At 72.0% G+C, this 24,339-nt stretch carries 25 protein-coding genes and 1 tRNA gene; 7 read left to right on the top strand and 19 right to left on the bottom strand.

Annotated features, from left to right (window positions below):
- The first annotated feature begins 631 nt into the window (after positions 1-631).
- The 4 genes from D0Z08_RS08820 to D0Z08_RS08805 are packed head-to-tail and all read left to right on the top strand — an operon-like array spanning position 632 to position 4,648.
- Positions 632-1,396: an ABC transporter ATP-binding protein gene (locus D0Z08_RS08820; protein WP_118924693.1), complete on the top strand. Its 765-nt coding sequence runs from the start codon at positions 632-634 to the stop codon at positions 1,394-1,396.
- On the top strand, positions 1,393-2,739 hold the full coding sequence (locus D0Z08_RS08815) for an ABC transporter permease (protein WP_118924691.1): 1,347 nt from the start codon (positions 1,393-1,395) through the stop codon (positions 2,737-2,739). The genes D0Z08_RS08820 and D0Z08_RS08815 overlap by 4 nt, the downstream gene beginning before the upstream one ends.
- Positions 2,740-2,753: 14 nt before the next feature.
- Positions 2,754-3,986, top strand: a complete 1,233-nt coding sequence (locus D0Z08_RS08810) for a sensor histidine kinase (protein WP_118924689.1) — start codon at positions 2,754-2,756, stop codon at positions 3,984-3,986.
- Positions 3,983-4,648, top strand: a complete 666-nt coding sequence (locus D0Z08_RS08805; protein WP_118924765.1) for a response regulator — start codon at positions 3,983-3,985, stop codon at positions 4,646-4,648. The genes D0Z08_RS08810 and D0Z08_RS08805 overlap by 4 nt, the downstream gene beginning before the upstream one ends.
- A 58-nt stretch (positions 4,649-4,706) precedes the next feature.
- On the opposite strand, the gene D0Z08_RS08800 is transcribed toward D0Z08_RS08805, so the two are convergent.
- The 11 genes from D0Z08_RS08800 to eno all read right to left on the bottom strand — a co-directional run bounded on the left by D0Z08_RS08800 (position 4,707) and on the right by eno (position 14,052).
- Positions 4,707-5,555, bottom strand: coding sequence for a Bax inhibitor-1/YccA family protein (locus D0Z08_RS08800; protein ID WP_118924687.1), 849 nt, complete (start codon positions 5,553-5,555; stop codon positions 4,707-4,709).
- Positions 5,556-5,646: 91 nt separating this feature from the next.
- Positions 5,647-7,170, bottom strand: coding sequence for a glycoside hydrolase family 5 protein (locus tag D0Z08_RS08795; RefSeq protein WP_118924685.1), 1,524 nt, complete (start codon positions 7,168-7,170; stop codon positions 5,647-5,649).
- 32 nt (positions 7,171-7,202) lie between these two features.
- Positions 7,203-7,904 (bottom strand): SAM-dependent methyltransferase, encoded by a 702-nt coding sequence (locus D0Z08_RS08790; protein ID WP_118924763.1) that lies wholly within the window; start codon positions 7,902-7,904, stop codon positions 7,203-7,205.
- Positions 7,905-7,949: 45 nt separating this feature from the next.
- Positions 7,950-8,027: transfer RNA gene (locus tag D0Z08_RS08785), tRNA-Leu, on the bottom strand.
- A gap of 28 nt (positions 8,028-8,055) precedes the next feature.
- Positions 8,056-8,625, bottom strand: a complete 570-nt coding sequence (locus D0Z08_RS08780; protein WP_245993792.1) for a peptide deformylase — start codon at positions 8,623-8,625, stop codon at positions 8,056-8,058.
- On the bottom strand, positions 8,622-9,149 hold the full coding sequence (locus D0Z08_RS08775; protein WP_118924683.1) for a glycine cleavage system transcriptional repressor: 528 nt from the start codon (positions 9,147-9,149) through the stop codon (positions 8,622-8,624). The genes D0Z08_RS08780 and D0Z08_RS08775 overlap by 4 nt, the downstream gene beginning before the upstream one ends.
- Before the next feature lie 26 nt (positions 9,150-9,175).
- Complete coding sequence (locus tag D0Z08_RS08770; protein ID WP_147381373.1) at positions 9,176-10,675, bottom strand: serine/threonine-protein kinase; 1,500 nt, start codon at positions 10,673-10,675, stop codon at positions 9,176-9,178.
- 62 nt (positions 10,676-10,737) lie between these two features.
- The gene (locus D0Z08_RS08765) at positions 10,738-11,640 is read right to left on the bottom strand and encodes a Ppx/GppA phosphatase family protein (RefSeq protein ID WP_118924679.1); all 903 of its coding nucleotides are present in this window, start codon (positions 11,638-11,640) and stop codon (positions 10,738-10,740) included.
- A complete protein-coding gene (locus D0Z08_RS08760) occupies positions 11,637-12,140 on the bottom strand; it encodes a DUF501 domain-containing protein (protein WP_118924677.1) in 504 nt (167 codons plus the stop codon). The genes D0Z08_RS08765 and D0Z08_RS08760 overlap by 4 nt, the downstream gene beginning before the upstream one ends.
- The gene (locus D0Z08_RS08755) at positions 12,137-12,733 is read right to left on the bottom strand and encodes an FtsB family cell division protein (protein ID WP_118924675.1); all 597 of its coding nucleotides are present in this window, start codon (positions 12,731-12,733) and stop codon (positions 12,137-12,139) included. Before D0Z08_RS08755 ends, D0Z08_RS08760 begins: the two co-directional genes overlap by 4 nt.
- Before the next feature lie 41 nt (positions 12,734-12,774).
- Complete coding sequence (eno, locus tag D0Z08_RS08750; protein WP_182481232.1) at positions 12,775-14,052, bottom strand: phosphopyruvate hydratase; 1,278 nt, start codon at positions 14,050-14,052, stop codon at positions 12,775-12,777.
- 105 nt (positions 14,053-14,157) lie between these two features.
- Between eno and D0Z08_RS08745 the strand changes: the two genes are divergently transcribed.
- Positions 14,158-15,081, top strand: a complete 924-nt coding sequence (locus tag D0Z08_RS08745) for a sterol desaturase family protein (protein ID WP_118924671.1) — start codon at positions 14,158-14,160, stop codon at positions 15,079-15,081.
- On the opposite strand, the gene D0Z08_RS08740 is transcribed toward D0Z08_RS08745, so the two are convergent.
- Positions 15,023-15,745, bottom strand: a complete 723-nt coding sequence (locus D0Z08_RS08740; RefSeq protein ID WP_118924669.1) for a ferritin-like fold-containing protein — start codon at positions 15,743-15,745, stop codon at positions 15,023-15,025. The two genes, D0Z08_RS08745 and D0Z08_RS08740, sit on opposite strands and share 59 nt — an antisense overlap.
- 259 nt (positions 15,746-16,004) lie before the next feature.
- On the opposite strand from D0Z08_RS08740, the gene D0Z08_RS08735 reads away from it, so the two are divergent.
- Positions 16,005-17,465: a DEAD/DEAH box helicase gene (locus D0Z08_RS08735; protein WP_425454046.1), complete on the top strand. Its 1,461-nt coding sequence runs from the start codon at positions 16,005-16,007 to the stop codon at positions 17,463-17,465.
- 85 nt (positions 17,466-17,550) lie between these two features.
- Here D0Z08_RS08735 and D0Z08_RS08730 read toward each other — a convergent pair whose 3' ends face one another.
- The 3 genes from D0Z08_RS08730 to D0Z08_RS08720 all read right to left on the bottom strand — a co-directional run bounded on the left by D0Z08_RS08730 (position 17,551) and on the right by D0Z08_RS08720 (position 20,511).
- Positions 17,551-18,840, bottom strand: a complete 1,290-nt coding sequence (locus D0Z08_RS08730; protein WP_118924665.1) for an MFS transporter — start codon at positions 18,838-18,840, stop codon at positions 17,551-17,553.
- Positions 18,841-18,910: 70 nt separating this feature from the next.
- The gene (locus D0Z08_RS08725) at positions 18,911-19,717 is read right to left on the bottom strand and encodes a L,D-transpeptidase (protein ID WP_182481231.1); all 807 of its coding nucleotides are present in this window, start codon (positions 19,715-19,717) and stop codon (positions 18,911-18,913) included.
- A gap of 2 nt (positions 19,718-19,719) precedes the next feature.
- Positions 19,720-20,511 carry a ParA family protein gene (locus tag D0Z08_RS08720; protein WP_118924663.1) on the bottom strand — a complete coding sequence of 264 codons (792 nt, stop codon included), beginning with the start codon at positions 20,509-20,511 and terminating at the stop codon, positions 19,720-19,722.
- Between the two features lie 61 nt (positions 20,512-20,572).
- Between D0Z08_RS08720 and D0Z08_RS08715 the strand changes: the two genes are divergently transcribed.
- Positions 20,573-21,352, top strand: coding sequence for an SDR family NAD(P)-dependent oxidoreductase (locus D0Z08_RS08715; RefSeq protein ID WP_118924661.1), 780 nt, complete (start codon positions 20,573-20,575; stop codon positions 21,350-21,352).
- Positions 21,353-21,485: 133 nt separating this feature from the next.
- On the opposite strand, the gene D0Z08_RS08710 is transcribed toward D0Z08_RS08715, so the two are convergent.
- The 4 genes from D0Z08_RS08710 to D0Z08_RS08695 form a co-directional block, all read right to left on the bottom strand.
- Entirely contained in the window at positions 21,486-22,103 is a 618-nt protein-coding gene (locus tag D0Z08_RS08710; protein WP_118924659.1) for a MarC family protein, read from the bottom strand.
- Positions 22,100-22,978: a PHP domain-containing protein gene (locus D0Z08_RS08705; RefSeq protein WP_118924757.1), complete on the bottom strand. Its 879-nt coding sequence runs from the start codon at positions 22,976-22,978 to the stop codon at positions 22,100-22,102. Before D0Z08_RS08705 ends, D0Z08_RS08710 begins: the two co-directional genes overlap by 4 nt.
- 5 nt (positions 22,979-22,983) lie before the next feature.
- Positions 22,984-23,631 (bottom strand): DUF6758 family protein, encoded by a 648-nt coding sequence (locus tag D0Z08_RS08700; RefSeq protein WP_182481230.1) that lies wholly within the window; start codon positions 23,629-23,631, stop codon positions 22,984-22,986.
- A gap of 76 nt (positions 23,632-23,707) precedes the next feature.
- Positions 23,708-24,286, bottom strand: a complete 579-nt coding sequence (locus D0Z08_RS08695) for a histidine phosphatase family protein (RefSeq protein WP_245993790.1) — start codon at positions 24,284-24,286, stop codon at positions 23,708-23,710.
- Positions 24,287-24,339: the final 53 nt, after the last annotated feature.

Below are 24,339 nucleotides of genomic sequence, written 5' to 3'. Positions count from 1 at the left end.
CACCACCAGCCCGGACAACTCCCGGGGCACATCTCCGTCGACGGTCACGAGCGGTGAACCTAGCCATCACCGCGCAACCCCACACGCACCGCCGGCAAGACCCACCCGGTAGTTCGGTCAACAGGTCAGTCTTGACCCGATCGCCGGCCGGCTTCTGCAACTTCGACGGCGCGACGACCTCGCACCGGATCCCGGCCGACCTCAGGTGGCGGTAGAGCCCGAAGCCTGTCGGGCCCGCTTCATAGGCCACCGCCACTGGGCCGGGAAGATCGGTAATCCAGGATCGGATGTGGTCGAAAGAGGGGGTCAGCTTGCTCTGGAACAACTCGCCTGTCACGCCATCGATCGCCGCTGCAGCGACCGACCTTGCGTGCACATCGAGCCCAACACTCGTACGCTCGGTAAACACCGGGGCCTCCCACAATTGTCGGATAGGCCGAGCAGGCAGCCCCTGCTCGGTAACCCACGAATCTTGTGAGTGAGGCCCCGGCCCGCAACCCCGTCAAAAGCGACGGCGTCACGTCATACCGTCTAGCTGTCCGCGGCTGCACGACGAGGTAGGCCTAGGCCCACCATGGTCGGCGGTCCAGCACCATCGTCCGGACCGGCACCGCTTCCTAGCGTCGTCGTCATGACAACTGACACCACCACCCCCGCCCTGGCCGTCCTCGGACTCGGCCACCAGTACGGCGACGGCCCGACCGCGGTCCGCGCCCTCGACCACGTCGACCTCGCCTTCGCCCCCGGCACCTTCACCGCGGTGATGGGGCCATCGGGCTCCGGCAAGTCGACCTTCCTCACCTGCGCCGGCGCGCTCGAGCGCCCGACCACCGGCACCGTGCTCGTCGCGGGCCAGGACGTCTCGGCGCTCGGGGAGGACGACCGCACCCGGCTCCGCCGGGAACGCATCGGCTTCGTCTTCCAGTCCTTCCACCTGCTTCCCTACCTGACCGCGGAGCAGAACGTCGCGCTCCCCCTCCGGCTCGCCGGGCACCGCCTCACCCGGGGCAACCGGGTCCGGGTCCGGGCGCTGCTCGGCCAGGTCGGCCTGGAGGGGCGTCACGACCGGCTCCCGTCGGAGCTCTCCGGCGGCCAGCAGCAGCGGGTCGCGATCGCCCGCGCCCTGGTCACGTCCCCCGCCGTCGTCCTCGCCGACGAGCCCACCGGCGCCCTCGACTCCCGCACCGCGGCGGAGGTGCTCACCCTGCTCCGCAGCTGCGTCGACGAGCTCGGCCAGACGATCGTGATGGTGACCCACGACCCGGTGGCGGCGTCGTACGCCGACCGGGTCGCGTTCCTCGTCGACGGCCGGGTGGCCGGGTGGATGGACGCCCCCACCGCCGACGCCGTCGCCGGTCAGCTCGCCCACCTCGACGAGCTGGCGGTCGCGCGATGAACACCCTGGCCTGGGCGTCCCTTCGCCACCGCCCGACGGCGTTCGTCGCCACGTTCCTCGCGGTGCTGCTGGGCACCGCGATGATCGGATCCTTCGCCACCCTGCTCGAGACCGCCGGCGGCCCGGTGTCGACAGCCGACGAGGAGACCCTCACCATCATGGGTGCCGTCGTCGGCGGGTGGGGATCGGCGATCGTGCTGTTCTCCGTCGCGTCGACGCTGGCCGTCACGGTGCGCCAGCGCGAGACCGAGGTCGGGCTGCTCCGCGCGATCGGCGCCACGCCACGACAGGCCCGCCGGCTGATCCGCGCCGAGGCACTGCTGGTCACCGTCCTCGCGGCGATCGGTGGCGCGCTGGTCGCTGCCGTCGGCGGTCGCGCACTGCTGGCCCTGCTGCGGAGCGGCGACCTGGTCTCCGCCGAAATAGCGTACGGCGGCGGGCCGGCCTCGCTCGCCGCTGCGGCCTGCCTCGTCGTGGCCACCGCGACGGTCGCCGCTGCGGTCACCGCGCGCCGCGCGACCCGCGGCCCGGCCACGGTGGTGCTGCGCGAGTCCGGCATCGACACCGGTCGGATGCGCTGGTGGCGCGTCGCGGCGGGCGTCGTGCTCGTCGGCTACGGCCTGGCCATGGCTGCTGTCACGATCACCGTCACCGCGGACTCCGAGGACCCGTACGCGGCCATGCAGACGGCGGGCGCGAGCTCGATCCTGGTCGGCGTCGGCCTGGCACTGTTCGCACCCGTGCTGCTCCGGCTCATGTCCGCGCCGGCCCGGACGGCACTGGGGCGGAGCGCGAGCGGCCACCTGGCGTCGTACAACGTCGCACGGCGCTCGCACCTGCTGGCCAGCGTGCTCGCTCCCGTCATCGTGCTGACCTCCTCGGCGATCGGCACCCTGATGCTGGTCGGCATCGACGGCCGCACCCTCGAGGGCACGGTCGAGGGAGCCGAGACGATCAACCTCCTCAACAACGTGGTGGTCGGCATGATCGCGCTGTTCGCGGCGATCATGGTCGTCAACGCGATCGCCGCCGCGATCAGCCATCGGCGGAGCGAGCTGCGGCGACTGTGGCTGGTCGGCGCGACGCCGGCGGAGGTCGAGCGGTCGGTGGTCACCGAGGCAGCGATCGTCGCGGCGGTCGGCGTGCTCGTCGGCGCCGTCGCGTCGCTGGCGACGATCATGCCGTTCGCGATCGCCCGGGACGAGGGCCCGGTGCCGGACGGACAGCTCTGGCTGCCCCCGCTGCTCGTGGTCGGCGTCGTCGCGCTGACCCTGACCGCCGCCCGGGGAGCGGTGCGCCCCGCGCTCCGGCAGGCGGTCCACGCCGGGGCGACCGGGCGATGACAGACTCGCTCGTCATGAGCACCCTGCTCACCCCCATCCCGGCGCTCCGCCCGGTCCCGGTCGACCGCGACGCCGCGGTCGGCCGGCTCCGGCTGACGCTCGTCGGCGCGGGACAGGCGCTGCTGGGGATCCCGGTGGGCCTCGTCGTCGGGATCCTCTGGCTGGTCGCCCTGCCGCTCACGCTGGCCGTGGTCGGCATCCTGATCGCGCTGCTCGCGGTCCCGGCCGGTCGGGCGCTGGCCGGCGTGCACCGGCGGATCGCCGGCGACCTGCTCGACGACCGGATCGACAGCGGCTACCTCCCGGGCGAAGGGCGCACCGCCGTCGGCCTGCTCCTCCTGTGGCTGCGCGACCCCGCGCGCTGGCGCGACTTCGCGCACCTGTGGTTCTCGGCGACGGGCGGGTTCGTGCTCTCCGGGCTCCCCGCGCTGCTGCTGACCGCGCCGGTCGCGCACGTGACGATCTTCGTGGTCGATCCGAACATCGGCTGGACGTTCCTGCTGTTCCTGTCCGGGCCGATGCTGCTGACGTGGTGGCTGGTCACACCGGCCCTGGTCCGGGCCCGGGCACTGGCCGACCGCGGGATCCTCGGGCACTCCCGGGTCGCCGAGCTCGAGGAGCGGGTCGCCGCGGTCGAGGAGACCCGGACCGAGTCACTCGACCACCAGGCGGCCGAGATCCGGCGGATCGAGCGCGACCTGCACGACGGCGCCCAGGCCCGGATCGCGGCGGTGGGCATGAACGTCGGGCTGGCCGAGAAGCTGATCGGCACCGATCCGGAGACGGCGGCCGCGCTGCTCCGGGAGGCCCGGGAGACGACCCTCGGGGCGCTCGAGGACCTGCGCTCCGTCGTACGAGGGATCCACCCGCCGGCGCTCGCCGACCGCGGCCTCGCCGGCGCGGTCCAGGCCCTGGCCCTGCCGATCCCGATCCCGGTGACCGTGGCGATCTCGGTGCCCCCGCTCCCGCCGCCGGTGGAGTCGGCGGCGTACTTCGCGATCGCCGAGTGCCTCGCCAACGTGGTCAAGCACGCGCAGGCGACCCGGGCCTGGGTGACCGCGCGGCACGACGGCGATCGGCTGCAGGTGGTCGTCGGCGACGACGGCATCGGTGGCGCGGCGGCCGACGGCGGCGGTCTGGGCGGGGTCGCCCGCCGGCTCGCCGCCTTCGACGGCACGATGGCCGTCGACAGTCCCCTGGGTGGGCCGACGACGGTCCGGATGGAGGTGCCGTGCCCGGCAGCATGAGTACGACGCCTCGGCTCCGTGCCGTGCTCGCCGAGGACCAGGCCCTGCTGCGCGCGGGACTGACGCGGATCCTCGAGGCGGGCGGCATCGAGGTGGTCGAGGCGGTCGACAACGCGCCCGGCCTCGCTCGCGCCCTCGACCGCGACGACCTGGACGTCGCGATCGTCGACGTACGGCTCCCGCCGACGTTCACCACCGAGGGCCTCGAGGCGGCCGTCGCGGCGCGGGACCGCCGGCCCGGTCTGCCGGTCCTGGTCCTCAGCCAGTTCGTCGAGGCGCTCTACGCCCGGGACCTGCTGGCCAGTGGCGCCGGCGCCGTCGGCTACCTCCTCAAGGACCGGGTCGCCGACGTCGATGCCTTCCTCGAGAGCGTGGAGCGGGTCGCCGCGGGCGGCACCGTGCTCGACCCCGAGGTGGTGGCGGCGCTCGTGAGCGGCGCGGCCCGCCCGCGGCCGCTGGCGCGCCTCACCGCCCGCGAGCAGGAGGTGCTCGCCCTGATGGCCGAGGGACGCTCCAACGCGGCCATCGCGACCCGCATGTTCGTCACCGAGAAGGCGGTCGGGAAGCACACCAACAACATCTTCGCGAAGCTCGACCTGCCCCCGGCGCCCGACGACAACCGCCGGGTGCTCGCGGTACTCGCCTGGCTCGACGGGTCGTGAAATGACCGAGGGCCCCGGATCGCTCCGGGGCCCTCGACTCAGAAATCAGAACAGATCATCAGTCCTGTTGCAGGATCGCGAGGATCCGCAGCAGGTTGGTGTAGATCCAGACCAGGCTCACGGTGAGCGCGAACGCCGCACGCCACGACTCCAGGGCAGGGATGCCGTTGCGGATGCCCTGCTCGATGAAGTCGAAGTCCAGGATCAGCATGAACACACCGAGCACCAGGCCGGCGACGGCGAAGAGCAGGCCGAGAGCGCCGTTGTCGTACAGCCCGATGCCGACTCCGGCGAGGCTGAGCCCGAGCTCCAGGAAGCTCAGCGCGACCATGCCGAACATCGCGGCGATCACGAACGTGCGGAACTTGTTGCCCACCTGGATGTTGAAGAACTTGTACGCCGCCAGCGTGCCGGCGAACGCGGCGAACGTGCCGAGGACGGCCTGGACGACGATGCCGCCGTAGTCGGAGTTCGCGCCGTACACCGCGTCGTACAGCTTGCTGAGGGCGCCGAGGGCGACGCCTTCGAGGATCGCGAACGCGATGACCAGCGGCGGGCTGACGACGCGCTTGAACGAGTTGACCATCGACAGCGCGAAGGCACCGAGGCTGCCGATCAGGAGGGCGGCCGTGAGAGCCGGGATGGCGCCCTCGGGGTCGTTGGTGATGTCACCGGTGAGGATCCAGGTCGCCGCAGCGGCCAGGACGACCACGCCGAGGGTGATCGCGGTCGACTGGACGACAGTGTCGATCGTCATCCGGCCCGCGGTCGGCGGGGCGGTGGGCGGGGCGTAGCCCTCGCCGCCGTCGTGCGGCGATGGCGCGTATCCCGGGTACGACGTCTGGCCGTACGGCGAGGACTGCTTGAACTCCTCCGACCGACGGAACACGGGGTTGTTGCTCTGCATGGTCTCCTCCGAAGGGATTCCTGAGTAGGTGACTACCAGTCTAGGCAGTCAGATACCCGAACAACGCTCTGAGACCCCCGGACGTTCCCGCTCAGGGGCCGGCAATGGTCACGATGACCGGCCCGTCGGTGCCATCAGGGGTCGGTGTGACGTGCACCATCCGCCCCGGCTGCCGTACGGCGGTGCCCCCGGTGACCCGGATCCGGTAGCCGGACGGGTAGTGCAGCGGGCTGACGAAGATCTCCGTCGGGGCCGTGACCCGCGGGTCGGGGCGGTAGCGGAGCCGGAAGTCGCCGGTGTCGGCGTCGAACGACATCTCCTTCGGGACGCCCGCCACGGCCTGCGCGTAGGTGCGCACCAGCCGCCGCAGCTTCTCCGTCTTGACGGTCGTCAGGTCGGCGTCGTCGGCGAACATGCCCTGGGCGTCGTCAGCCGTGGTCGGGTCGTCCCAGCGCTTGTAGGCCCAGTGCAGCCAGCCCATCAGGTGCTCGTCGGCGACCGCGGCATCGATCTCGATCGCCCGGACGTTGTCGGTCGCGCCCCACTCGCTCATCATCGGCACCGCGTTGATGTGGGCGGACTGCTCGAGCGCGTGCGCGTTGCGGTCGCGGCTGAACTCCCAGCACTTCTCCACGTCACCGAATGGCAGCCCCTGCGACTCCAGGAACACCTCCGGGCAGTAGTTGTGCCACGACAGACCGAGCTTCCGCTCTCCCGCCATCGGCTCGAGGAATGTCGGGATCTTCTGGCCGCCGGAGAACTGCTGTGGCTCCCACCAGACGACGTTGCGGCGGTCGATCGCGCGGATGGCGGCGGTCGCCCGCTCGTACGCCGGCTGCAGCTCGTTCACGTACGACGCCTTGCAGCCGGACGTGAGGCAGGTCGGCCACTCCAGGCCCATCCAAGGCTCGTTGATCAGGTCGTAGCCCATCAGGTACGGCTGCGCCCGCCACCAGCGAGCGGCCACCTCCCAGGCGCCGACCCAGCCGTCGAGCAGCCCGTGCTTGTTGGCCCAGAACTGGTCGAACACCGTGGACGTCTCGGGCGTCCAGTAGCCGAGCGGGAACGGCGCCGTGACCGGTGGGAGCAGGTTGTACGGCGCCGGGCGGATCATCGCCCAGTCCGGCACTCCCTCGCCGCCGTACGTCTCGTGCCACATGTCCTGGTGGGCGTCGAGCTGCATCCAGATCCCCTGCCCGGCCAGCAGGTCCATCACCCGCTGCCACCGGTCGCGGTAGCCCGGGTCACCCACGCCCGCCTGCTCCGGCGTGATGCCTGCCCACAGCGTGCCGAGCCGGACCCCGTTGAACCCGTAGCGCTTGAGCCAGCGCGCGTCGGCCGCCGTGAAGCCGGCCGCCGTCGCCGGAGGGGCGTACGGCGCCCGCTTCCACACCAGGTTGAAGCCGTGCACGATCACGACCCGGCCGTGCTGGTCGACCAGCCACCGCCCCCGGCGTCGCAGCTGCACCGACGGGTCGAGAGCGGTCTGCGTCGAGACCACGACCCCCGTGCGGGCTTGCGGGGGTCCGCTCCGCACCGCCTCGGCGCCCGGCGCGATGCCCACGAGGAGCGCAGCGACGACCAGCCCGATAGAACACGTTCTACGTCGGCTCACGTCAGGACAACGAGGCGAGCACGAGAAGGTGACTACTGGCGGCGCCGCAGCCGGACGATGCTGTCGCGGACCCGCATCAGGCCGTCCTCGGTCTCCTGCTCACGAACAGGGGAGTCCACCACCTCGACCTCCCAGTCGTCGGACGACCCACCCTCGACCCCGAGGGCCGCGAGCACCTGCTCGGGCGGGAACAACAGGCCCGGTCCGTGCGGCCGGCGCGCGCCGGTCTCGACGTCGTCGGGGTGGTGGCCGACGACGAGCAGCCGCCCACCGGGCGCGACGGCAGCGGCGATCCGCTGGTAGACCTCGTCGAAGTCCTCGCGCGGCACGTGCATGAACTGCGCGGACACCAGGTCGAAGCCCTCGGAGTGGCGGGGCTTCCGCGGCGGGTGACCCGCGAGCACGTCGTACTCCCCCACCTTGACCCGGTCGTCGACTTCGCGCTCGATGGCGTGCTGCGCCGTCCGGTCGAGCGCCACCCGGGACACGTCCATCGCGGTGACCTCCCAGCCCTGCTCGGCGAGCCAGATCGCGTCCGCCCCCTCCCCGCAGCCGATGTCGCACGCCCGGCCGGGCGTCAGGTCGGCGGTCTGCTCGACCAGCCGCTGGTTCGGCCGGCCGCTCCAGACCCGCTCGCTCCCGCCGTACCGCTCGTCCCAGAACTCGCGGGTGAGTGCCTGGCGCAGCTCCTCCAACGTCGCGTCGTGCGCGTGATCATGGTCGTGATGCTTCATGCCGCCCACTCTGCCGGTTCAGGTCGACCTGAAGGCAAGTCCTGCTGGTGCCCCCGCTGGGAGTCGAACCCAGACTGTGAGCGCTTTTAAGGCGCTTTCCTCTGCCAGTTGGGATACAGGGGCGAGTACGGCGTGGTTCGGCAAGTCTGGGTCATAAGTACGTCTGACGCGGGTGTACGGCGTGCGCGCCGGCCACCCGGTCGAGGAACAGCAGCCCCTCGCAGTGGTCCATCTCGTGCTGGAGGGCGCGGGCCTCGAACGCGTCGGTGGCGATGGTGACCTGCTCGCCGGTGCCCGGCAGCTGCCCGGTGAGGACCAGCCGGCTCGCGCGCTTCACGTCCCCGGTGAAGTCGGGGACGCTCATGCAGCCCTCGCGGGCGCGGTCGTTGCGGCTCGCCTCGACGACCTCGGCGTTGCAGAGCACGAAGGTGCCGTGGTGGGTGCGCGCCTTGGGGTGCGCCGACACGTCGACGCAGAAGATCCGGGCGGCGACGCCGACCTGTTGCGCCGCCAGCCCGACGCAACCGGGGCTCACCCGCATCGTCGCGACCAGGTCGGCTGCCAGCCGGACCCACTCGGCCGCGGTCGGGTCGATCGACTCACCTGCCGTCCCGAGCACCGGGTGCGGAGCCCGGACGACCTCCAGGACGCGGCCCTCGAGACCGAGCTCGGCCTCGGTCCAGGAGGCCAGCCGGTCGCTGTCGGCGCGCTGAAGGTTCACAGGTCGTCGGCCTCGACCGCCCGCAGGGTGGCGGTGACCCCGACCTGCTGAGCGGCCGCCTTGATAGCCGACCCGACTGCGTTGCTGTCCGCGCCCGCCGGGAGGTCGAGCTCGGCCACCAGCAGGTAGAGGTCGCCGGACAGGCGGGTCGTCAGGTCGGTGATGTTGCCGCCGGCAGCGGCGACCTCCCGGACGACGGCGGACACGATGCCGGGCCGGTCGCCGCCGTGCACCGTCAGCACCCAGGAGGTGCCGCCGGTGGTGGGCGTCGGCTCGTCGGTCACCGGGCGCACGGCCACGTCGAGGTCGCCGCCCTCGGTCAGCGGGGCGAGCGCCTGCTCGATGTCGCCGGGGCTGACAGCGCCCGAGCACAGCAGCATCATCGCGAAGTGCCCCCGCAGCAGGGTCATCGTCGAGTCCTCGATGTTGAGCCCGAGGCCGGCGAGCCCGGCGGTCGCCTCGGCGATGATGCCCGGACGGTCGTGGCCCAGGACGGTGACGGCGTACAGGCGCGCGGAGGTCATGTCCCCATCCTCCCAGCCGGCGCCGATCAGTCGATGGTGACCTCGATGTCGACCGAGCCCTCGTTGTCGCCGTAGGCGCCGGGAGTGCCGACGAAGCCGAAGGCGTCGGCGAAGCCGAGGTAGAGCGTCTTCGCGCCGTCGGGTACGACGATCTCCTGTGCCTCACCGTCGCCGGTCTCGCCGTCGCCGACGAAGAACGGCTCGCCCAGGTCGGGCTCCTGGGTCACCTCGTCGTCCGCGCCGCTGAGGTCGACGACCGCGTCGGCGGGCTGCGAGGGTTGGTCGTCGCCGACGAACACGCCGACGACGAACAGGGTCCGGTCGGCGAAGGTGACGCCCGCGATGCCGTTGAACCCGGTGATGGCGGTGGAGCCGAAGGACAGGTTGCCGCCGTCGGGCGACTCCGGCTCGCAGCCGCTGCACGCGCCCACATCGCCGTCGACCGACGGGAACGCGACCGTCCCGGCGCCGTCGACGTCGAGCGACACCGGCTTCGTGCCGGGATCGCTCAGCTGCGCCTCGATGTCGTCACCCGCGCCGATCAGGTAGATGTTCGCTGTCGCGGGGACCTCGACCTGCTTCGTCTCGCCGCCGGTCAGCAGGACCACAGCCGCCGCCGCGCCGGCCACACCGACTCCACCGGCGGCCACGGCCGCGCCGACCTTCACCGCGAGGCCCTTGGAGATACCGCCACCCACGACGTGCGAGGAGTGACCGGCCGCCTGGGCGCCACCACCGCCGCCGACCACTCCCTGCCCCGCCCCCGTGACACCGGTGACCGAGGTCCCACCGGCAGCGGCGACCTGGCCGCCCGCGCCGGTGCCGGCCAGTGAGACAGCGCCCCCCGCTGCTCCACCGGCTCCGGCACCGGCACCACCGGCCGCGGCGCCGCTGGCTGCGGCACCACCGGCCACCACGCCGCCGAACCCGCCCGCGGTTCCGGCTGCGCCGGCGACCCCTGCCGCGCCCGCGAGGCCCGCCGCACCACCGGCTCCGGCGACCACACCCGCCGCAGTCGCCGTACCTCCCGTCGCCAGGACCACCACCGGCACCGCACCTGCGGCACCGGCCACCCCGATCAGCCCGGCCGCGCGCCGCCAGTCCGGGCCGTGGCGTTGCTCGGCCAGCTGGTCGAGCGCCGTCACCATGCCCGCGGCCGACCCCGGCCGGACAGCCGGATCGGCTGTGAGGACCGGCCCGAGCAGCCAGCCGAGCCCTGGGTCGAGGTCGTCGACCCGCGGAGGCAGGGTGGCCTCACCCCGGAAGAGGTGGGCCAGCAGCGCGGCCGCGGAATAGAGGTCGCTGCGTGCCGTCGGCGGCTGTCCGGTGAGCACCTCCGGACTGGCGTAGGCCTGGTCCAGCGGTCCGTCGACCAGCAGCACCGCGCCCGCGTCGTCGACGAGGACCGTCGCCGGGCCGATCACCCCGCTGACGCCGCCGGTCTCGTGCAGTCGGGCCAGCTCGGTCAGCAGCGCGCGGCCGACAGCCAGCACCTGCTGTTCCGACAACCCTCCGGAGGCGGTCATGGTCGGAAACTACGCGCGCATTGCGCCGCCCGCAGGCGTTTGCCGTGGATTGGGGAGGTCGGTCAGCCGACGAGCGACCAGGCGATGCCGTCGAGGATGTCGGTCTCGGCGACGGTCATCGTCGGGAGCGCCGTACGACGAAGCACGCGGGACAGGATCAGGGCGCCCGCGTCGATCACGTCGGCGCGCCCCGGGTGCACGTAGCCCAGCCCGAGTCGCTCGTCCCGGGTGGCACCGACGAGGTCGTCGACAGTGCGGTGGACCGCGTCCACGTCGAGCACCTGGCCGTGGATCAGCTCACGGTCGTACGCCGGCAGGCCCAGCACCCCTGCAGCGACCGTCGTGATCGTGCCCGCGATGCCGATGACCGCCGCAGCCGCCGCCGGATCGACCGGGCAGTCGTCCAGGGCTGCGTCGATCGCGGCGACGCACGCGGAGACCTGATCCGGCGTCGCAGGGTCGTCGCCCATCACCCGCTCGTGGAGACGGACCGACCCGATGTCCATGGAGTACGCCGCCCGCGGACCCGTCGCGCGCTCCCCCAGGATCAGCTCCGTCGAACCGCCGCCGATGTCGACCACGAGCACCGGCTCCAGCTGCGGATCGGTGCCCTGGACCGCCCCGCCGAACGCGAGCCGGGCCTCCTCGTCCCCGGACAGCACCTCGGGCTCGATCCCGAGCCGGGCGCGCACCCCGGCGGTGAACTCGGCGGCGTTCTCGGCGTCCCGGGTGGCCGACGTCGCGCAGAACCGGATCCGCTGGGCGCGGTGGTCGGCGATGAGCGCGGCGTACTCGTCGATGGCCGCGAACGCCCGCTCGAGAGCCTCGGGCGCGAGCCGGCCGGTCGCGTCGACGCCCTGGCCGAGCCGCACCATCCGGCTCTCCCGCACGGCCACCTCGGGGAGGTCGCCGATCAGGAGCTTGATCGTGTTGGTCCCGCAGTCGATCGCGGCGACCGTCGTCACTCAGCGTCCTCCGGCGTCACGCACGGCCCCGACGCCCACCACTCGCCGAGCAGCTCGAGCACCTCGTCGCCGAGCGGGTTGACCCCCGGCCCCGCGGCGAGGGAGTGCGCGGCGAGCACGTGCAGGCACTTGACCCGGTCCGGCATGCCGCCGGCGGAGATGCCCTCGACCTCGGGAACCTCGAGGCCTGCCGCCTCGCCGACGCCGGCCCGGTCCGCCAGGTAGGCCTCGTGCGCCCGCCGATAGGCATCCGCAAGCTCCGGGTCGGTGCCCAGCCGGTCCTGCATGGTCCGCATCAGGCCGGAGGCCTCCAGGGTGCCGATCCGCGAGTTCACCCGAGGGCAGGTCAGGTAGTACGTCGTCGGGAACGGGGTGCCGTTCGGCAGCCGCGGCTCCGTCGTGACCACGTCGGGGTTGCCGCACGGGCAGCGGTGCCCGATCGCGTGGATCCCTCGCGGCGGACGACCGAGCTGCGCGGCGATGATCGCCTCGTCCCTCACTCGTCCTCCGAGCCCACGATCCGCTTCTGCGGCTGGGGCGGGATCGTGGTCGGCGGGTTGCCGGCGACCTTGACCGACGACCACATGCCGTCGTACCAGGCCGGGCTCTCGTCCTCGCCGACCGACGAGGGGTCGTCGAGCTCGGCATCGGTCAGCGGGTCGCCGTTCTCGTCGATGACGACGTAGGGCGTCTCACCCGGCAGCACGAAGCCGAGCTTGCGGGCCTCCTGGGTGATGAACGCGGGATCGTCGTGCCGCTCAATCTCACGATTGACGTCGTCGATCGAGGTCTGCGTCTCCTGGACCGTCGCCTCGAGGTCGTCGAGGTGGTCGCGCTGCTGGAGGTAGGCCCGCAGGGAGGACGCGTAGGACACGGCGAGCACGGCGAGCACCAGCACCAGGATGGCGGCGCGGCCGGTGAGCCGGGACCGGTGCCGCTCCTCGGCACGGACCCGGGACACGGTCGCGACCCGGTCGCGCTCCGCGCGCTTGCGCTCGGGGCGCCCGGCCCCGCCCGGGCCCGAACGGCTCGGCCGCTGGGGGCGACTGGGCCGTCGGGCAGGGGTACGGCGGTCGCCGGGTGTGGCAGCCAACGCGTTCCCCCTTCGGTCCGGTGTGGTCCGGTGTGGTCTGGTCAGCCCTGGTAGCGCGGGAACGCGGCGGCGCCGGCGTAGCGCGCCGCGTCGCCGAGCTCGTCCTCGATCCGGAGCAGCTGGTTGTACTTCGCCACCCGCTCGGACCTGGCCGGTGCGCCGGTCTTGATCTGGCCGCAGTTGGTCGCCACGGCGAGGTCGGCGATCGTGGTGTCCTCGGTCTCGCCCGAGCGGTGGCTCATCATGCAGCGGAAGCCGCTGCGGTGCGCGAGGTCGACGGAGTCGAGGGTCTCGGTCAGCGAGCCGATCTGGTTGACCTTCACCAGCAGCGCGTTGGCCTGGCCGCCCGAGATTCCCCGCTGGAGCCGCTCGACGTTGGTGACGAACAGGTCGTCGCCGACGAGCTGGGTCTTGGTGCCGAGGGCATCGGTGATGGCCTTCCAGCCGTCCCAGTCGTCCTCGTTGAGCGGGTCCTCGATGCTGACGATCGGGTACGACGCCACCAGCTCGCTGTAGTAGGCGATCATCTCGTCGGCCGACTTCTGGGCGCCCTCGAACGTGTAGGACCCATCGTCGTAGAACTCCGAGGCCGCGACGTCGAGCGCGAGCACGATGTCCTTGCCCAGCTCGTAGCCGGCCTTGCCGACCGCCTCGGCGATCAGGTCGAGGGCGGCCCGGTTGGACTCGAGGTCGGGAGCGAAGCCGCCCTCGTCGCCGACGCCGGTGGCGAGGCCGCGGCTCTTCAGCACCGACTTGAGCGCGTGGTAGACCTCGGCGCCGACCCGCAGGGCGTCGCGGAAGGTCGGGGCGCCGATCGGCGCGATCATGAACTCCTGGATGTCGACGTTGGTGTCCGCGTGGGCACCGCCGTTGAGGATGTTCATCATCGGCACCGGCAGCAGGTGGGCGTTGGGGCCGCCGACGTACCGGTAGAGCGGGAGGTCCGCGGAGTCGGCCGCAGCGCGCGCGACGGCCAGCGAGACGCCGAGGATCGCGTTGGCGCCGACCTTGGCCTTGTTGGGGGTGGCGTCCACGTCGAGCATGGTCTGGTCGATGAGCCGCTGGTCGGCGGCGTCGAGGCCCTCGACCGCGGGCCCGAGGGTGTTGATCACCGCGTCGACGGCGGTCTGCACGCCCTTGCCGAGGTAGCGCTCGCCACCGTCGCGCAGCTCCACCGCCTCGAAAGCCCCGGTGGACGCGCCGCTGGGCACGGCCGCCCGGGCGAAGGACCCGTCGTCGAGGAGCACCTCGACCTCGACAGTGGGGTTGCCGCGCGAGTCAAGGATCTCGCGGGCGCCGACGGCTTCGATGGCTGCCACGTCTGTCTGCTCCTGGGTAGTCCGGTGCGTACGTCGTCTGAGCCTAACGTCGCGCGGCTTCGGGTTCGGGCACCACCCACCGGGCGAGCCGCCTACCATCGCAGGGTGCAGGACCTGCTGGACCCGTGGAAGAACCCGGTCACCTACGCCATCCCGTTCTTCCTGCTGACGATCGCCATCGAGCTCGCCGCGCTCAAGTGGCTCGACCATGACGACGACGAGCACCGCCCGCCGACCGGGTACGACGGCCGGGACGCCCGCACCAGCATGGGCATGGGCGCGATCTCCCTCGTCTTCAGCCTGGCCCTCAAGGTCGGGTCGTTCCTGGTCTACATCGCCGTCTTCGAGTACCTGACGCCCGATGCGCTCAAGATGCCGACGGACACCTGGTGGTACTGGGTCCTGCTGATCGCCGCGGTCGACCTCTCGTTCTACCTGTCGCACCGGTTCGTGCACCGGGTCAACATCGGCTGGGCCGCGCACCAGGCGCACCACTCCAGCGAGTACATGAACTTCGCCACCGCGCTGCGGCAGAAGTGGAACCCGTGGTTCGAGTTCGTCTTCTGGCTGCCGCTGCCGTTCCTCGGCTTCGCCCCGTGGACGATCTACGTCGCGTTCGGGTTCAACCTGATCTACCAGTTCTTCACCCACACCGAGATGATCGGCAAGCTGCCCCGCCCGATCGAGCTCGTGATGAACACGCCCTCGCACCACCGGGTGCACCACGGCTCCGACCCGGAGTACCTCGACAAGAACTACGCCGGGATCCTGATCATCTGGGACCGGATGTTCGGCAGCTTCGTCGAGGAGAAGCAGCGTCCGACGTACGGCCTCACCAAGCCGGTCGGCACCTACAACATGATCAAGCTGCAGTACGGCGACTACGCGAAGATCGTGCACAACGTGCGCGCGGCGCAGAGCTGGCGGGAGCGGCTGGGCTACCTGTTCGGGCCGCCGGGCTGGGAACCGCCTACGCGTCCAGACCCAGCTCGGCCATCCGCTCCGAGTGGCGCTCCGTCAGCCGGGTGAGCATCCGGCCGAGCGCGGCCAGGTCGAGGCCCGGCCGGTCGACGCCGCCGACCAGCAGGGCGGTGAGGGCGTCGCGGTCGGCCGCGACCCGCTGGGCCTGGGTGAGCGCCTCGCCCATGATCCGGCGGCCCCAGAGCGCCAGCCGGCCGCCGAGTGGCGGGTCCGAGGCGATCGCCTGACGGATGTGGTCGACCGCGAAGGCCGCGTGGTTGCCCTCGACCACCGAGGAGACCACCAGGTCGCGGGTGTCGGGGTCGAGGTACGCCGCGATCTCGCGGTAGAAGTCGCGGGCCAGGCTGTCGCCGACGAACGCCTTGACCAGGCCCTCGTACCAGTCAGCGGGCGCCGTGTGCGCGTGGAACTCGTCCAGCGCCTCGTGGAACGGAGCCATCGCCTCGAACGGGTCGCCCCCGAGCTTCGCGATCCGGTCGATGAGCGGCTGCACCTTCGCCAGCTCGGCGCCGGCCATCTGCGCGAGCGCGAGCTTGTCCTCCAGGGCCGGCGCCAGCTTGGCGTCCTCGACGAGCCGCTCGAAGGCGGAGAGCTCGCCGTACGCGATGACCGCCAGGAGGTCGACGACCGCTTCGCGGTACGCCGGGTCGGTCAGTGCGACGGGGAGCTCGTCGGGCGCTGCAACGTCGGGCCCAGCGTCGGATTCAGCCATGCGGGCAGGGTACCGATACCATGTGACCAGCGAGACGCTGCCTGAGGTAGGGCGGCCCGCCCGGGCACCAACCATGTGATGCCCACGTATGTGCGCGGCTGAGTGTGAATCAGCCGCATCCGAATTTGACTCGGCCCCGGCTGAACTCACTCACGAAAGCGATAGACCACTGACTAGCGACACCACCCCTGAGACCACTGAGACCGCGCCTGAGACTACCGTTGAGGCGCCCGCCGCCCTGACGTTCCGTGACCTCGGCGTGCTCCCCCAGATCTGCGACTCCCTCGAGCAGGCCGGCATCGTCCACCCGTTCGCGATCCAGGAGATGACCCTCTCCGTCGCACTGATGGGCACCGACCTGATCGGCCAGGCCCGCACCGGCACCGGCAAGACGCTGGCGTTCGGCATCCCGGTCATCCAGCGCAGCGTCGCCCCGACCGACCCCGACTACGTCGAGATCCCGCAGGGCAAGCCGCAGGCACTCATCGTCGCGCCGACCCGCGAGCTCGCGCTCCAGGTCTCCGGCGACATCGAGGTCGCCAGCCGCGGCCGCGGCATGCGGGTCCTCACCATCTACGGCGGCGTCGGCTACGACACGCAGCTCGAGGCGCTGGAGAGCGGCGTCGACATCGTCATCGGCACCCCGGGCCGCCTGCTCGACCTGGCCAACCGCAAGGCGCTCGACCTCTCCCACGTGCACGCACTGGTCCTCGACGAGGCCGACGAGATGCTCGACCTGGGCTTCCTGCCCGACGTCGAGCGGCTGCTCAAGATGACGCCGGAGACCCGGCAGACGATGCTCTTCTCCGCGACCATGCCGGCCGCGATCGTCGCACTGGCCCGCACCCACATGCGGCACCCGATGAACATCCGCGCCGAGTCGTCGTACGAGAACGCGACCGTGCCGGCCACGGCCCAGTTCATCTACCAGGCGCACGACCTCGACAAGCCCGAGATCATCGGGCGGATCCTGCAGGCCGAGGACGCCGACAAGATGATCGTCTTCACCCGCACCAAGCGCCAGGCGCAGCGGATCGCCGAGGACCTCGTCGAGCGCGGCTTCAAGGCCAGCCCCCTGCACGGCGACATGGCGCAGGTGGCCCGCGAGAAGGCGCTCACCAAGTTCCGTGAGGACAAGATCAAGGTCCTGGTCGCCACCGATGTCGCCGCTCGCGGCATCGACGTGTCAGGCGTCAGCCACGTCGTCAACTACACGTGCCCCGAGGACGACAAGACCTACGTCCACCGGATCGGCCGTACCGGCCGGGCCGGCGCCTCCGGCATCGCGATCACGCTCGTCGACGCGACCGACGTGCACCGCTGGAAGATGATCAACAAGGCGCTCGACCTGCCGTTCGACGAGCCGACCGAGACCTACTCGACGTCCGAGCACCTGTTCCACGACCAGGGCATCCCGCCCGGCACCAAGGGCCGGACCGTCCCCCCGGCGCCGGTGGAGCGCAAGCCGCGCGAGGAGCGCGACCGGCCCCCGCGGACCCAGAACCGCGACCGCAGCCGCACCCGCACCCGTGGGGGCCAGTCCGCTGGCAGCGCACCCGCAGGTGAGAAGGCAGCCACGACCGGCGACTCCGCGTCGACCAGCAGCGAGCGGCCGGCCGGCAGCGGCAACCGCAACCGGCGGCGGCGGCGTCGCAGCTCCGGCGGATCGGGCGGCCAGGGTGGCTCCGCGCCGCAGGCCGCCGCGACGACCGAGGCCTGAGCTTCCGGATCGACCTGATGGCGTCCGATCGCAGTCACTGAGTGACTGGGACCGGGCGCCGTCGTCATTTCGCCGGCAGGCGGCGCTACGCCTCCCCCACCGCGGCGCGGGTCTCGCGCTCGGCGATCGCATGCTCGTCGGTGCGGTCGTCGTACGACCAGAAGTCGCGCAGCAACAGCGCCGTGATCGCGACGCTGCCGATACAGGCGACGCCGCCGCTCGTGATCGCGCCGCGGACCGACCAGAGGTCGGCGGTGATGCCGGCCCGGACCTGGCCACCGAGCGGCCCGACGGAGTAGGACAGCATCTCGATGCCGGCCAGCCGTCCCCGCATCGACTCGGGGATGGTCTGGCTCCAGACGGTGCCGCGGAAGATCCCCGAGATCATGTCGGACGCGCCGGCGAAGGCGAGCATGGCGACGACCAGCCAGAAGGAGGGCATCAGGCCCGCGGCCGCCACGAAGGCGCCGTACGACGCGGCCGCGACCACGATCGCCCGGCCGTCGTGGTGGAACCGGCTCGTCCAGCCCGACAGCAGGGTCGCCACGACCGCACCGATGGTCTCGGCCGAGTAGAGAAGCCCCAGCAGCTCCGGTCTCTCGAAGACTTCCTTGGCGAGCGCGGGGAACAGCACGACCGGCAACGCCATCAGCATGCAGGCGATGTCGACGAAGTACGTCCCGAGCAGGTCGCGGCGGCTGAACGCGTAGCGCATGCCCTCCCGGATGCCGGCGAGGCTCGGCGGGGTGGTCTCGGCGCGGTGCGGGTAGTGCCGCATCAGCCGGTACAGCAGGGTCGCCACGAACAGCCCGCAGACGTCCACGACGAAGCACCAGCCGATGCCGACGTAGGCGACGAGCAGCCCGCCGACCATCGGTCCGGCCAGCACGCCGATCTGCATGCCGAAGCTCGACAGCGCGTTCGCTGCGGGTAGCTGGTCGTGGGCGACCGTGCGCGGCATCAGCGCCTCCCGCGAGGGTCGCTGCATCGCCGAGGTGCTGACCAGGAACGCGGCGACGACGAAGATCAGCCAGACGCTGGGGTCGTCACGGAACGCGTTGACCGCGAGTACGACGGTGAGCGCGGCTTGTGCGAGGCCGAGCCCCACCAGGAGCTTGCGCCGGTCGACGTGGTCGGCCAGCGCGCCGCCGTACAGCCCGAAGACGACGAGCGGCACCAGCTCGACGAGCCCGATCGCGCCGACAGCGAAGTTGGAGCCGGTCAGCGTGTAGATCTGGAACGGGATCGCGACGTAGCTGACCATCGCGCCGAAGTAGAAGACCGTGCCCGCGACGAGCAGCAGCCGGAAGTCGCGCGAGGACCGCCACGGAGTCAGGTCCATCCGCAGCGCACGCACGCGGGCGGCCCAGCTCATCTGTCGATCACAAGAGGCAACGATGACAAGGATCCGGCCGGGTCACGACCGATTTTCGAGCAACCGGGCGTCAGGCGGTGACGACGACCGTCGTGCCGATGGGCGCGAAGTCCCACAGCGCGACCGCATCGACCGTGCGCTGGCGCACGCAGCCGTGGGACAGCGGCGTGCCGAGCTGGACGGCCGTCTGCACCGGCTCGCCGTCGTCGACCGGGATGGTGTGGAAGCCGATCGCGCCGCCCTCGTCACCTTCGGTGAAGCGGACGAAGTACTCCATCGTCCCGGAGTCGTCGATCCCGACGGCGTAGCGCGACCGGGAGTAGACCGCGTAGGTGCCCGGGTCGAGGTTGTCGGTGGCGCTGCCGGAGACGAGGTAGCTGCGGGTGACCTCGTCGGCTCCGTCGACCAGCCAGACCCGTTGCTGGCTCTCGCTGAAGACGATCCGGCGACCCGAGCCGGAGTCCGCCGGGAGCGCCGGGGCGCCGGCGTCGGCCTCCGACGGCTTCGCGCGCCGCTCGCCGGCCTCGGTCGTGAGCGCGGACCTGGTCCGGGTCTGTCCGGCGTCCGTCGCTGCGTTGCTCCCTGTCCGTCGCTCGTCGCCGCCGGTGCGATCGCCGTTGCCGGCGCTGTCGTCCGAGGCGTCCTTGGCGGCGGACGGGACCAGCCCACCTGCGGCGGCGTTGGCGCCCTCCGGGCCGGACGGCAGCAGCCCGAAGCCACCGAGCACGGCGACACCGGTGACGACCGCGGACGCGGAGAAGACGGCGATCCGGCCATAGCGCGGCCGCACGTCCGCCCGCCGCTTGCCCGCGGGCGCGGCTCGGCGGCGCCCGGGCGGCTGGGCCCGGTGCTGTCCGGTCTCTCGGAGGTGCTTCACCGTCAGCGAGCCGCGCGCTTCATCAGGTTGCCGGCGACCTCTCGGTAGGCCTGCGCACCCTTGCTGGTCCGACTCGTGGCGAGGATCGATCGCCCGGCGGCCGGTGCCTCGGCGAACTTGATCGTCTTCGGGATCGGCGGCTCGACGACCTCGAGGTCGTAGGTCTCCGAGATGGTGTCGAGCACGGCGCGCGCGTGGTTGGTGCGTCCGTCGTACAACGTCGGCAGCACGCCCCACACCTCGAGATCACGGTTGGTGAAGCGGCGCACGTCGTGCACGGTGTCGAGCAGCTGGCCCACACCCCGGTGGGAGAGGGTCTCGCACTGGAGCGGCACCAGGACGCCGTCGGCGGCCGTCAGCGCGGCCACCGTCAGCACGCCGAGCGACGGTGGGCAGTCGAGCAGGATCCAGTCGTAGTGCGTGCCGGACGCCGAGAGGTCCTCGACGACACCGCGGATGACGTGCTCCCGGCCGGTTCGGGTCAGCAGGTCGGCCTCCGCCCGGGCGAGCTCGATCGTCGCCGGCAGCAGGTCGACGCCGTCGTCGGTCTCGAGGATCACCTCGGTGGCGTCGACGCCCTTCGTCAGCACGTGGTGGACCGAGATCTCGAGGTCCTCGGGGTCGATCCCGAGCGAGAACGTCAGGCACGACTGGGGGTCGAGGTCCACGAGCAGGACCTTCTGGCCGAGCTCGGCCAGCGCGGCGCCGATCGATGCGACGCTCGTGGTCTTCGCCACGCCACCCTTCTGGTTGGCGACGGCGAGGACGTGGGGGCGGGGGTCCCTTTTGCTCATCGAGGGACATCATGCCGGACGGGGCGGCGGCAGTGCGTCACCGACCTGTTTGACTTTCCACATGTCGACGTCCCTTGTCACCGGCGCAACAGCCGGGATCGGCCATGAGTTCGCCCGTCAGCTCGCCGCCCGCGGCGACGACCTGGTCCTCGTCGCACGGGACACCGCCCGACTGGAGGAGGTCGCGGCCGACCTGCGGTCGACGTACGGCATCGCCGCCGAGGTCCTCACCGCCGACCTCACCGACCTCGCGCAGCTCGACGCGGTCGCGGCCCGACTGGCCGATCGCGAGCGGCCGGTCGACCTCCTCGTCAACAACGCCGGGTTCGGGCTCAAGGGCAGCTTCCTCGACAACGACATCGAGACCGAGCAGGCGCAGCAGGACGTCCTGGTCCGCGCCGTGCTCCGTCTGACGCACGCCGCCCTGGGACCGATGGTCGAAAGGGCCGAGCGCGACGGTGTTGTCGGGGGCGGCGTCATCAACGTCTCGAGCGTGGCCGCCTTCCTCCCCCGCGGCACCTACAGCGCCGCGAAGGCGTGGGTCAACAGCTTCAGCGCGTGGGCGCACCAGGAGTACGCCGACCGCGGGGTCACCGTGATGGCGCTGTGCCCCGGCTTCGTGAAGACCGAGTTCCACCAGCGGCTCGGTGTCGACCGCGACGCCAGCGCACCGAAGGTGCTGTGGCTCGAGGCCGACCGCCTGGTCCGCGACGCCCTCGCCGACTTCGACCGCGGAAAGGCCATGTCGATCCCGAGCAAGCGCTACAAGGCGATCGTTACCGCCACCCGCGTCGTACCGCGTCCGGTCCTGCAGATGTTCCAGGGGCTCGGCCGCAAATAGCGCGAAGTGTCACTCCTCGACTCTCGAAGTGTCGGTCTTGGTCGCGCGAGGTGTCACTCCTGGGCGCACCGCCGCTGACACTTCGCGCGACCGACCCTGACACTTCGCGCGGCCAACCCTGACACTTCGGCGGTCAGCCCTCGCCGGCGATAAAGGCGCGGACGGCGTCGGCGACGAGCTGTACGGCGATGGCCGACAGCAGCAGACCGGCGATCCGGGTCACGAGCATGACGCCACCCTCGCGGATCACCTTGAGGATCGGCAGCGAGTAGCGCATCGCCGCCCAGAGCGAGGCGTGCACGCCGATGATGCCGAGCGCGACGGCGATGAGCTCCGCCGCGTTGTCGATGGCCTCGACGAAGAGCATGGTGGCGACGATCGCGCCCGGTCCGGCCAGCAGCGGGGTGCCGAGCGGGACCAGCGCGACGTTGGCGTCCTGGTTGGCCTTCGGCTCGGCCTCGTTGCCGGTGAGCAGCTCGAGCGCGACGAGCAGCAGGAGCAGCCCGCCGGCGCACTGCAGGGCCGGCAGCGAGATGTGGAGGTAGCTGAGGATCTGCTGCCCGAAGAACGCGAACGCCGTGATCACCAGGAACGAGACGGCGACCGCCTGCCAGGCGTAGCGACGCGAGGTCGCGGGACTGCGGCCGCTGGTGAGCGTCAGGAAGATCGGCACCGTGCCGACCGGGTCCATGATCACGAAGAGGGTCACGAACACCTCGACCAGGAGCACGGTGTCGAGCACGTCGTTCATGGCCTCATCACCGGGCCTACCAACCTCGTCGGGGAGCCGAGCTCGGCGGCGCGGCTGAGGATCCGCTCGAGCTGGTCGGGCGCGGTGGTCTCGACACCGAGGTGGTGGTCGACCTTGCCGGTGCCGTGGTGGTCGCTGGAGCCGGTGACCGCCAGCCCGAGCCGGGACGCGATCGCGCGCAGCCGTTCCCGCTGGCCTGCGTCGTGGTCGAGGTGGTCGACCTCGATCCCGAACAGCCCGGCATCCGCGAGTACGGCGAACGTCGCCTCGTCGAGCACCTCCGCACTCCCCCGCCCCCACGGGTGCGCCAGCACCGGCACGCCGCGCGCGGCCGTCACCACGCCGAGCATCCGCACCAGGTCGGCGGCGTAGCGGTCGACGTACGCCGGTCGTCCCTGCGCGAGGTACTCCGCGAACGCCTGGTCCCGGTCGGCCACCGCGCCGAGCCGCACCAGCAGGTCGGCGACGTGCGGGCGGCCGGTCGCGCCGGCGTCGACGGTCACCTCGGCCAGCGCCGCCTCGGTTGCCCCGTCGATGCCGAGCGCGCGCAGCCGCGCGAGCATGGCCGGCACCCGGTCCTCGCGACCCACCAGGATCCGTTCGAGCTCGGCGACCAGGCCGGGGTCGGCCGGGTCCGGCAGGTAGGCCAGGAGGTGGACCCCCGTTCCCCGGAACCGGGTGCTGATCTCGATCCCGCGCACCAGCCCGATGCCGGCGTCCTCGGCCGCCTCGGCCGCCTCGTCCCAGCCCGCGGTGATGTCGTGGTCGGTCAGTGCGACGACGTCCAGGCCCGCCGCCGCGGCAGCGCGGACCAGGTCCGCCGGCGCCTGGGTGCCGTCGCTGACCCGGGAGTGGGTGTGGAGGTCGATCCGCACCCTGGTCACCACGGGGGCGCCGGGCCGCCGAACGGGAGCGCAACCAGCTGCGGGCCCGTCTCGGACACGTCGCGCAGGATCCAGTCGTCGCGCAGCAGCAGGATCGCGGACGCGGGCCGGAGCACGATCCACAGCCAGCGGCCCTCGGCCTCGCCGACGACGACCGAGCGGTCCCACTCACCTTCCGACCCGCTCACCGACACCGGCCACAGGCCGACCGGGAAGCTGCCGATCCGCACCTTGACCGTCGCAGGCCCGTCGCCGACCTCCTCACCAGGATCGACCCGGCCGTCCGCACCGAACCCGGCGAGCCGCGCGCCAAGGCCGGTGCCGGCCTCCTCGCTGATGACGAGCACGTCGACCGGGCCGTCCAGCGCGCTCGTGCCCGACACGCAGGTCATCGTCGCGCGGCCGTCCCGCCCGTCGGCCGCGACAACGGCGAAGTCGGTCACGATCCAACCCGGGCCGAGCGGCCACGGGAGGTACGTCGGGAACGACCCGGCGTGTCCGAGATGAGCGGCGAAGTCGTCGTACGACGCCGCGTCCGGTCGCCACAGCGGCACCACCACGCCGTGCTCGGGGCAGGCCCAGCCGCCGTCGCCGGTCTCGGCCACCGGCGCCGGGCAGCGCGGGCAGCCGACGCTCAGAGACATGCGTCACACCGTGCTGTGTCGGGCCTCCGTCGTCAAGCCGACATGCATGCCGCGCACCACCGGCCGCCACCCACCGTCAGGTGTTCCAGCGCAGCACGACCGCCGTCTCGCGCTCGAAGCCGAGCACCGAGAGGGTCGCGGTGTCGAGGCGCAGCAGCCGTCCGCCTTCCGGCGGCAGCCCCAGCCACCGCGCCGCGAGGACGCGCAGGGAGTGGCCGTGCGCGAACACGAGGGTCCGCCCGCCGGCCTCGCGGGCCCGGGCCACGACCCGGTCGAGCCGCGCGGCGACCTCGGCACCGGTCTCCCCACCCGGGGAGACGCCGGTCCAGATGGTCCACCCGGGCACGGCTTCGCGGATCTGGGCGGTCGTCAGCCCCTCGTAGTCGCCGTACGCCCACTCGGCCAGGTCGTCGGTGACCTCGGCGTCGGGGAAGCCGGCGAGCTCCGCGGTGTGGCGCGCGCGCCGCCGCGGGCTGGTCAGCACCAGCCGGAAGTCCACTTCCGCAAGGCGGGCACCGAGCGCGACCGCCGTCTCCTCCCCGTCGGGCAGCAGCGGCAGGTCGGTGATCGAGGTGTGCCGGCCGGCGGTACTCCACTCGGTCGCACCATGCCGGACCACCCACAGCTCGGTTTCACTCATGGCGACTTCACTCATGGCGACAGCCTGCCAGCGTGCCGCCAGCGGAACCGCACGCGCGCCGATACCGT

This window comes from Nocardioides immobilis (assembly GCF_003515065.1).
Classification (GTDB): Bacteria; Actinomycetota; Actinomycetes; order Propionibacteriales; family Nocardioidaceae; genus Nocardioides; species Nocardioides immobilis.
The sequence above is the reverse complement of the archived record's forward strand: the minus strand, read 5'-3'. Positions and strand labels throughout refer to the sequence as shown.

Bases quoted from the DNA above. Each gene is read 5' to 3' on its own strand.
- D0Z08_RS08800 (WP_118924687.1), bottom strand. From the start codon at position 5,555: ATGCAGAGCAACAACCCCGTGTTCCGTCGGTCGGAGGAGTTCAAGCAG.
- D0Z08_RS08740 (WP_118924669.1), bottom strand. From the start codon at position 15,745: ATGGCTGAATCCGACGCTGGGCCCGACGTTGCAGCGCCCGACGAGCTC.
- D0Z08_RS08730 (WP_118924665.1), bottom strand. From the start codon at position 18,840: ATGAGCTGGGCCGCCCGCGTGCGTGCGCTGCGGATGGACCTGACTCCG.
- D0Z08_RS08775 (WP_118924683.1), bottom strand. From the start codon at position 9,149: ATGACCTCCGCGCGCCTGTACGCCGTCACCGTCCTGGGCCACGACCGT.
- D0Z08_RS08695 (WP_245993790.1), bottom strand. From the start codon at position 24,286: ATGAGTGAAGTCGCCATGAGTGAAACCGAGCTGTGGGTGGTCCGGCAT.
- D0Z08_RS08720 (WP_118924663.1), bottom strand. From the start codon at position 20,511: ATGAGCAAAAGGGACCCCCGCCCCCACGTCCTCGCCGTCGCCAACCAG.
- D0Z08_RS08700 (WP_182481230.1), bottom strand. From the start codon at position 23,631: ATGTCTCTGAGCGTCGGCTGCCCGCGCTGCCCGGCGCCGGTGGCCGAG.
- D0Z08_RS08770 (WP_147381373.1), bottom strand. From the start codon at position 10,675: ATGACCGCCTCCGGAGGGTTGTCGGAACAGCAGGTGCTGGCTGTCGGC.
- D0Z08_RS08715 (WP_118924661.1), top strand. From the start codon at position 20,573: ATGTCGACGTCCCTTGTCACCGGCGCAACAGCCGGGATCGGCCATGAG.
- D0Z08_RS08805 (WP_118924765.1), top strand. From the start codon at position 3,983: ATGAGTACGACGCCTCGGCTCCGTGCCGTGCTCGCCGAGGACCAGGCC.
- D0Z08_RS08820 (WP_118924693.1), top strand. From the start codon at position 632: ATGACAACTGACACCACCACCCCCGCCCTGGCCGTCCTCGGACTCGGC.
- D0Z08_RS08790 (WP_118924763.1), bottom strand. From the start codon at position 7,904: ATGAAGCATCACGACCATGATCACGCGCACGACGCGACGTTGGAGGAG.
- D0Z08_RS08710 (WP_118924659.1), bottom strand. From the start codon at position 22,103: ATGAACGACGTGCTCGACACCGTGCTCCTGGTCGAGGTGTTCGTGACC.
- D0Z08_RS08815 (WP_118924691.1), top strand. From the start codon at position 1,393: ATGAACACCCTGGCCTGGGCGTCCCTTCGCCACCGCCCGACGGCGTTC.
- D0Z08_RS08810 (WP_118924689.1), top strand. From the start codon at position 2,754: ATGAGCACCCTGCTCACCCCCATCCCGGCGCTCCGCCCGGTCCCGGTC.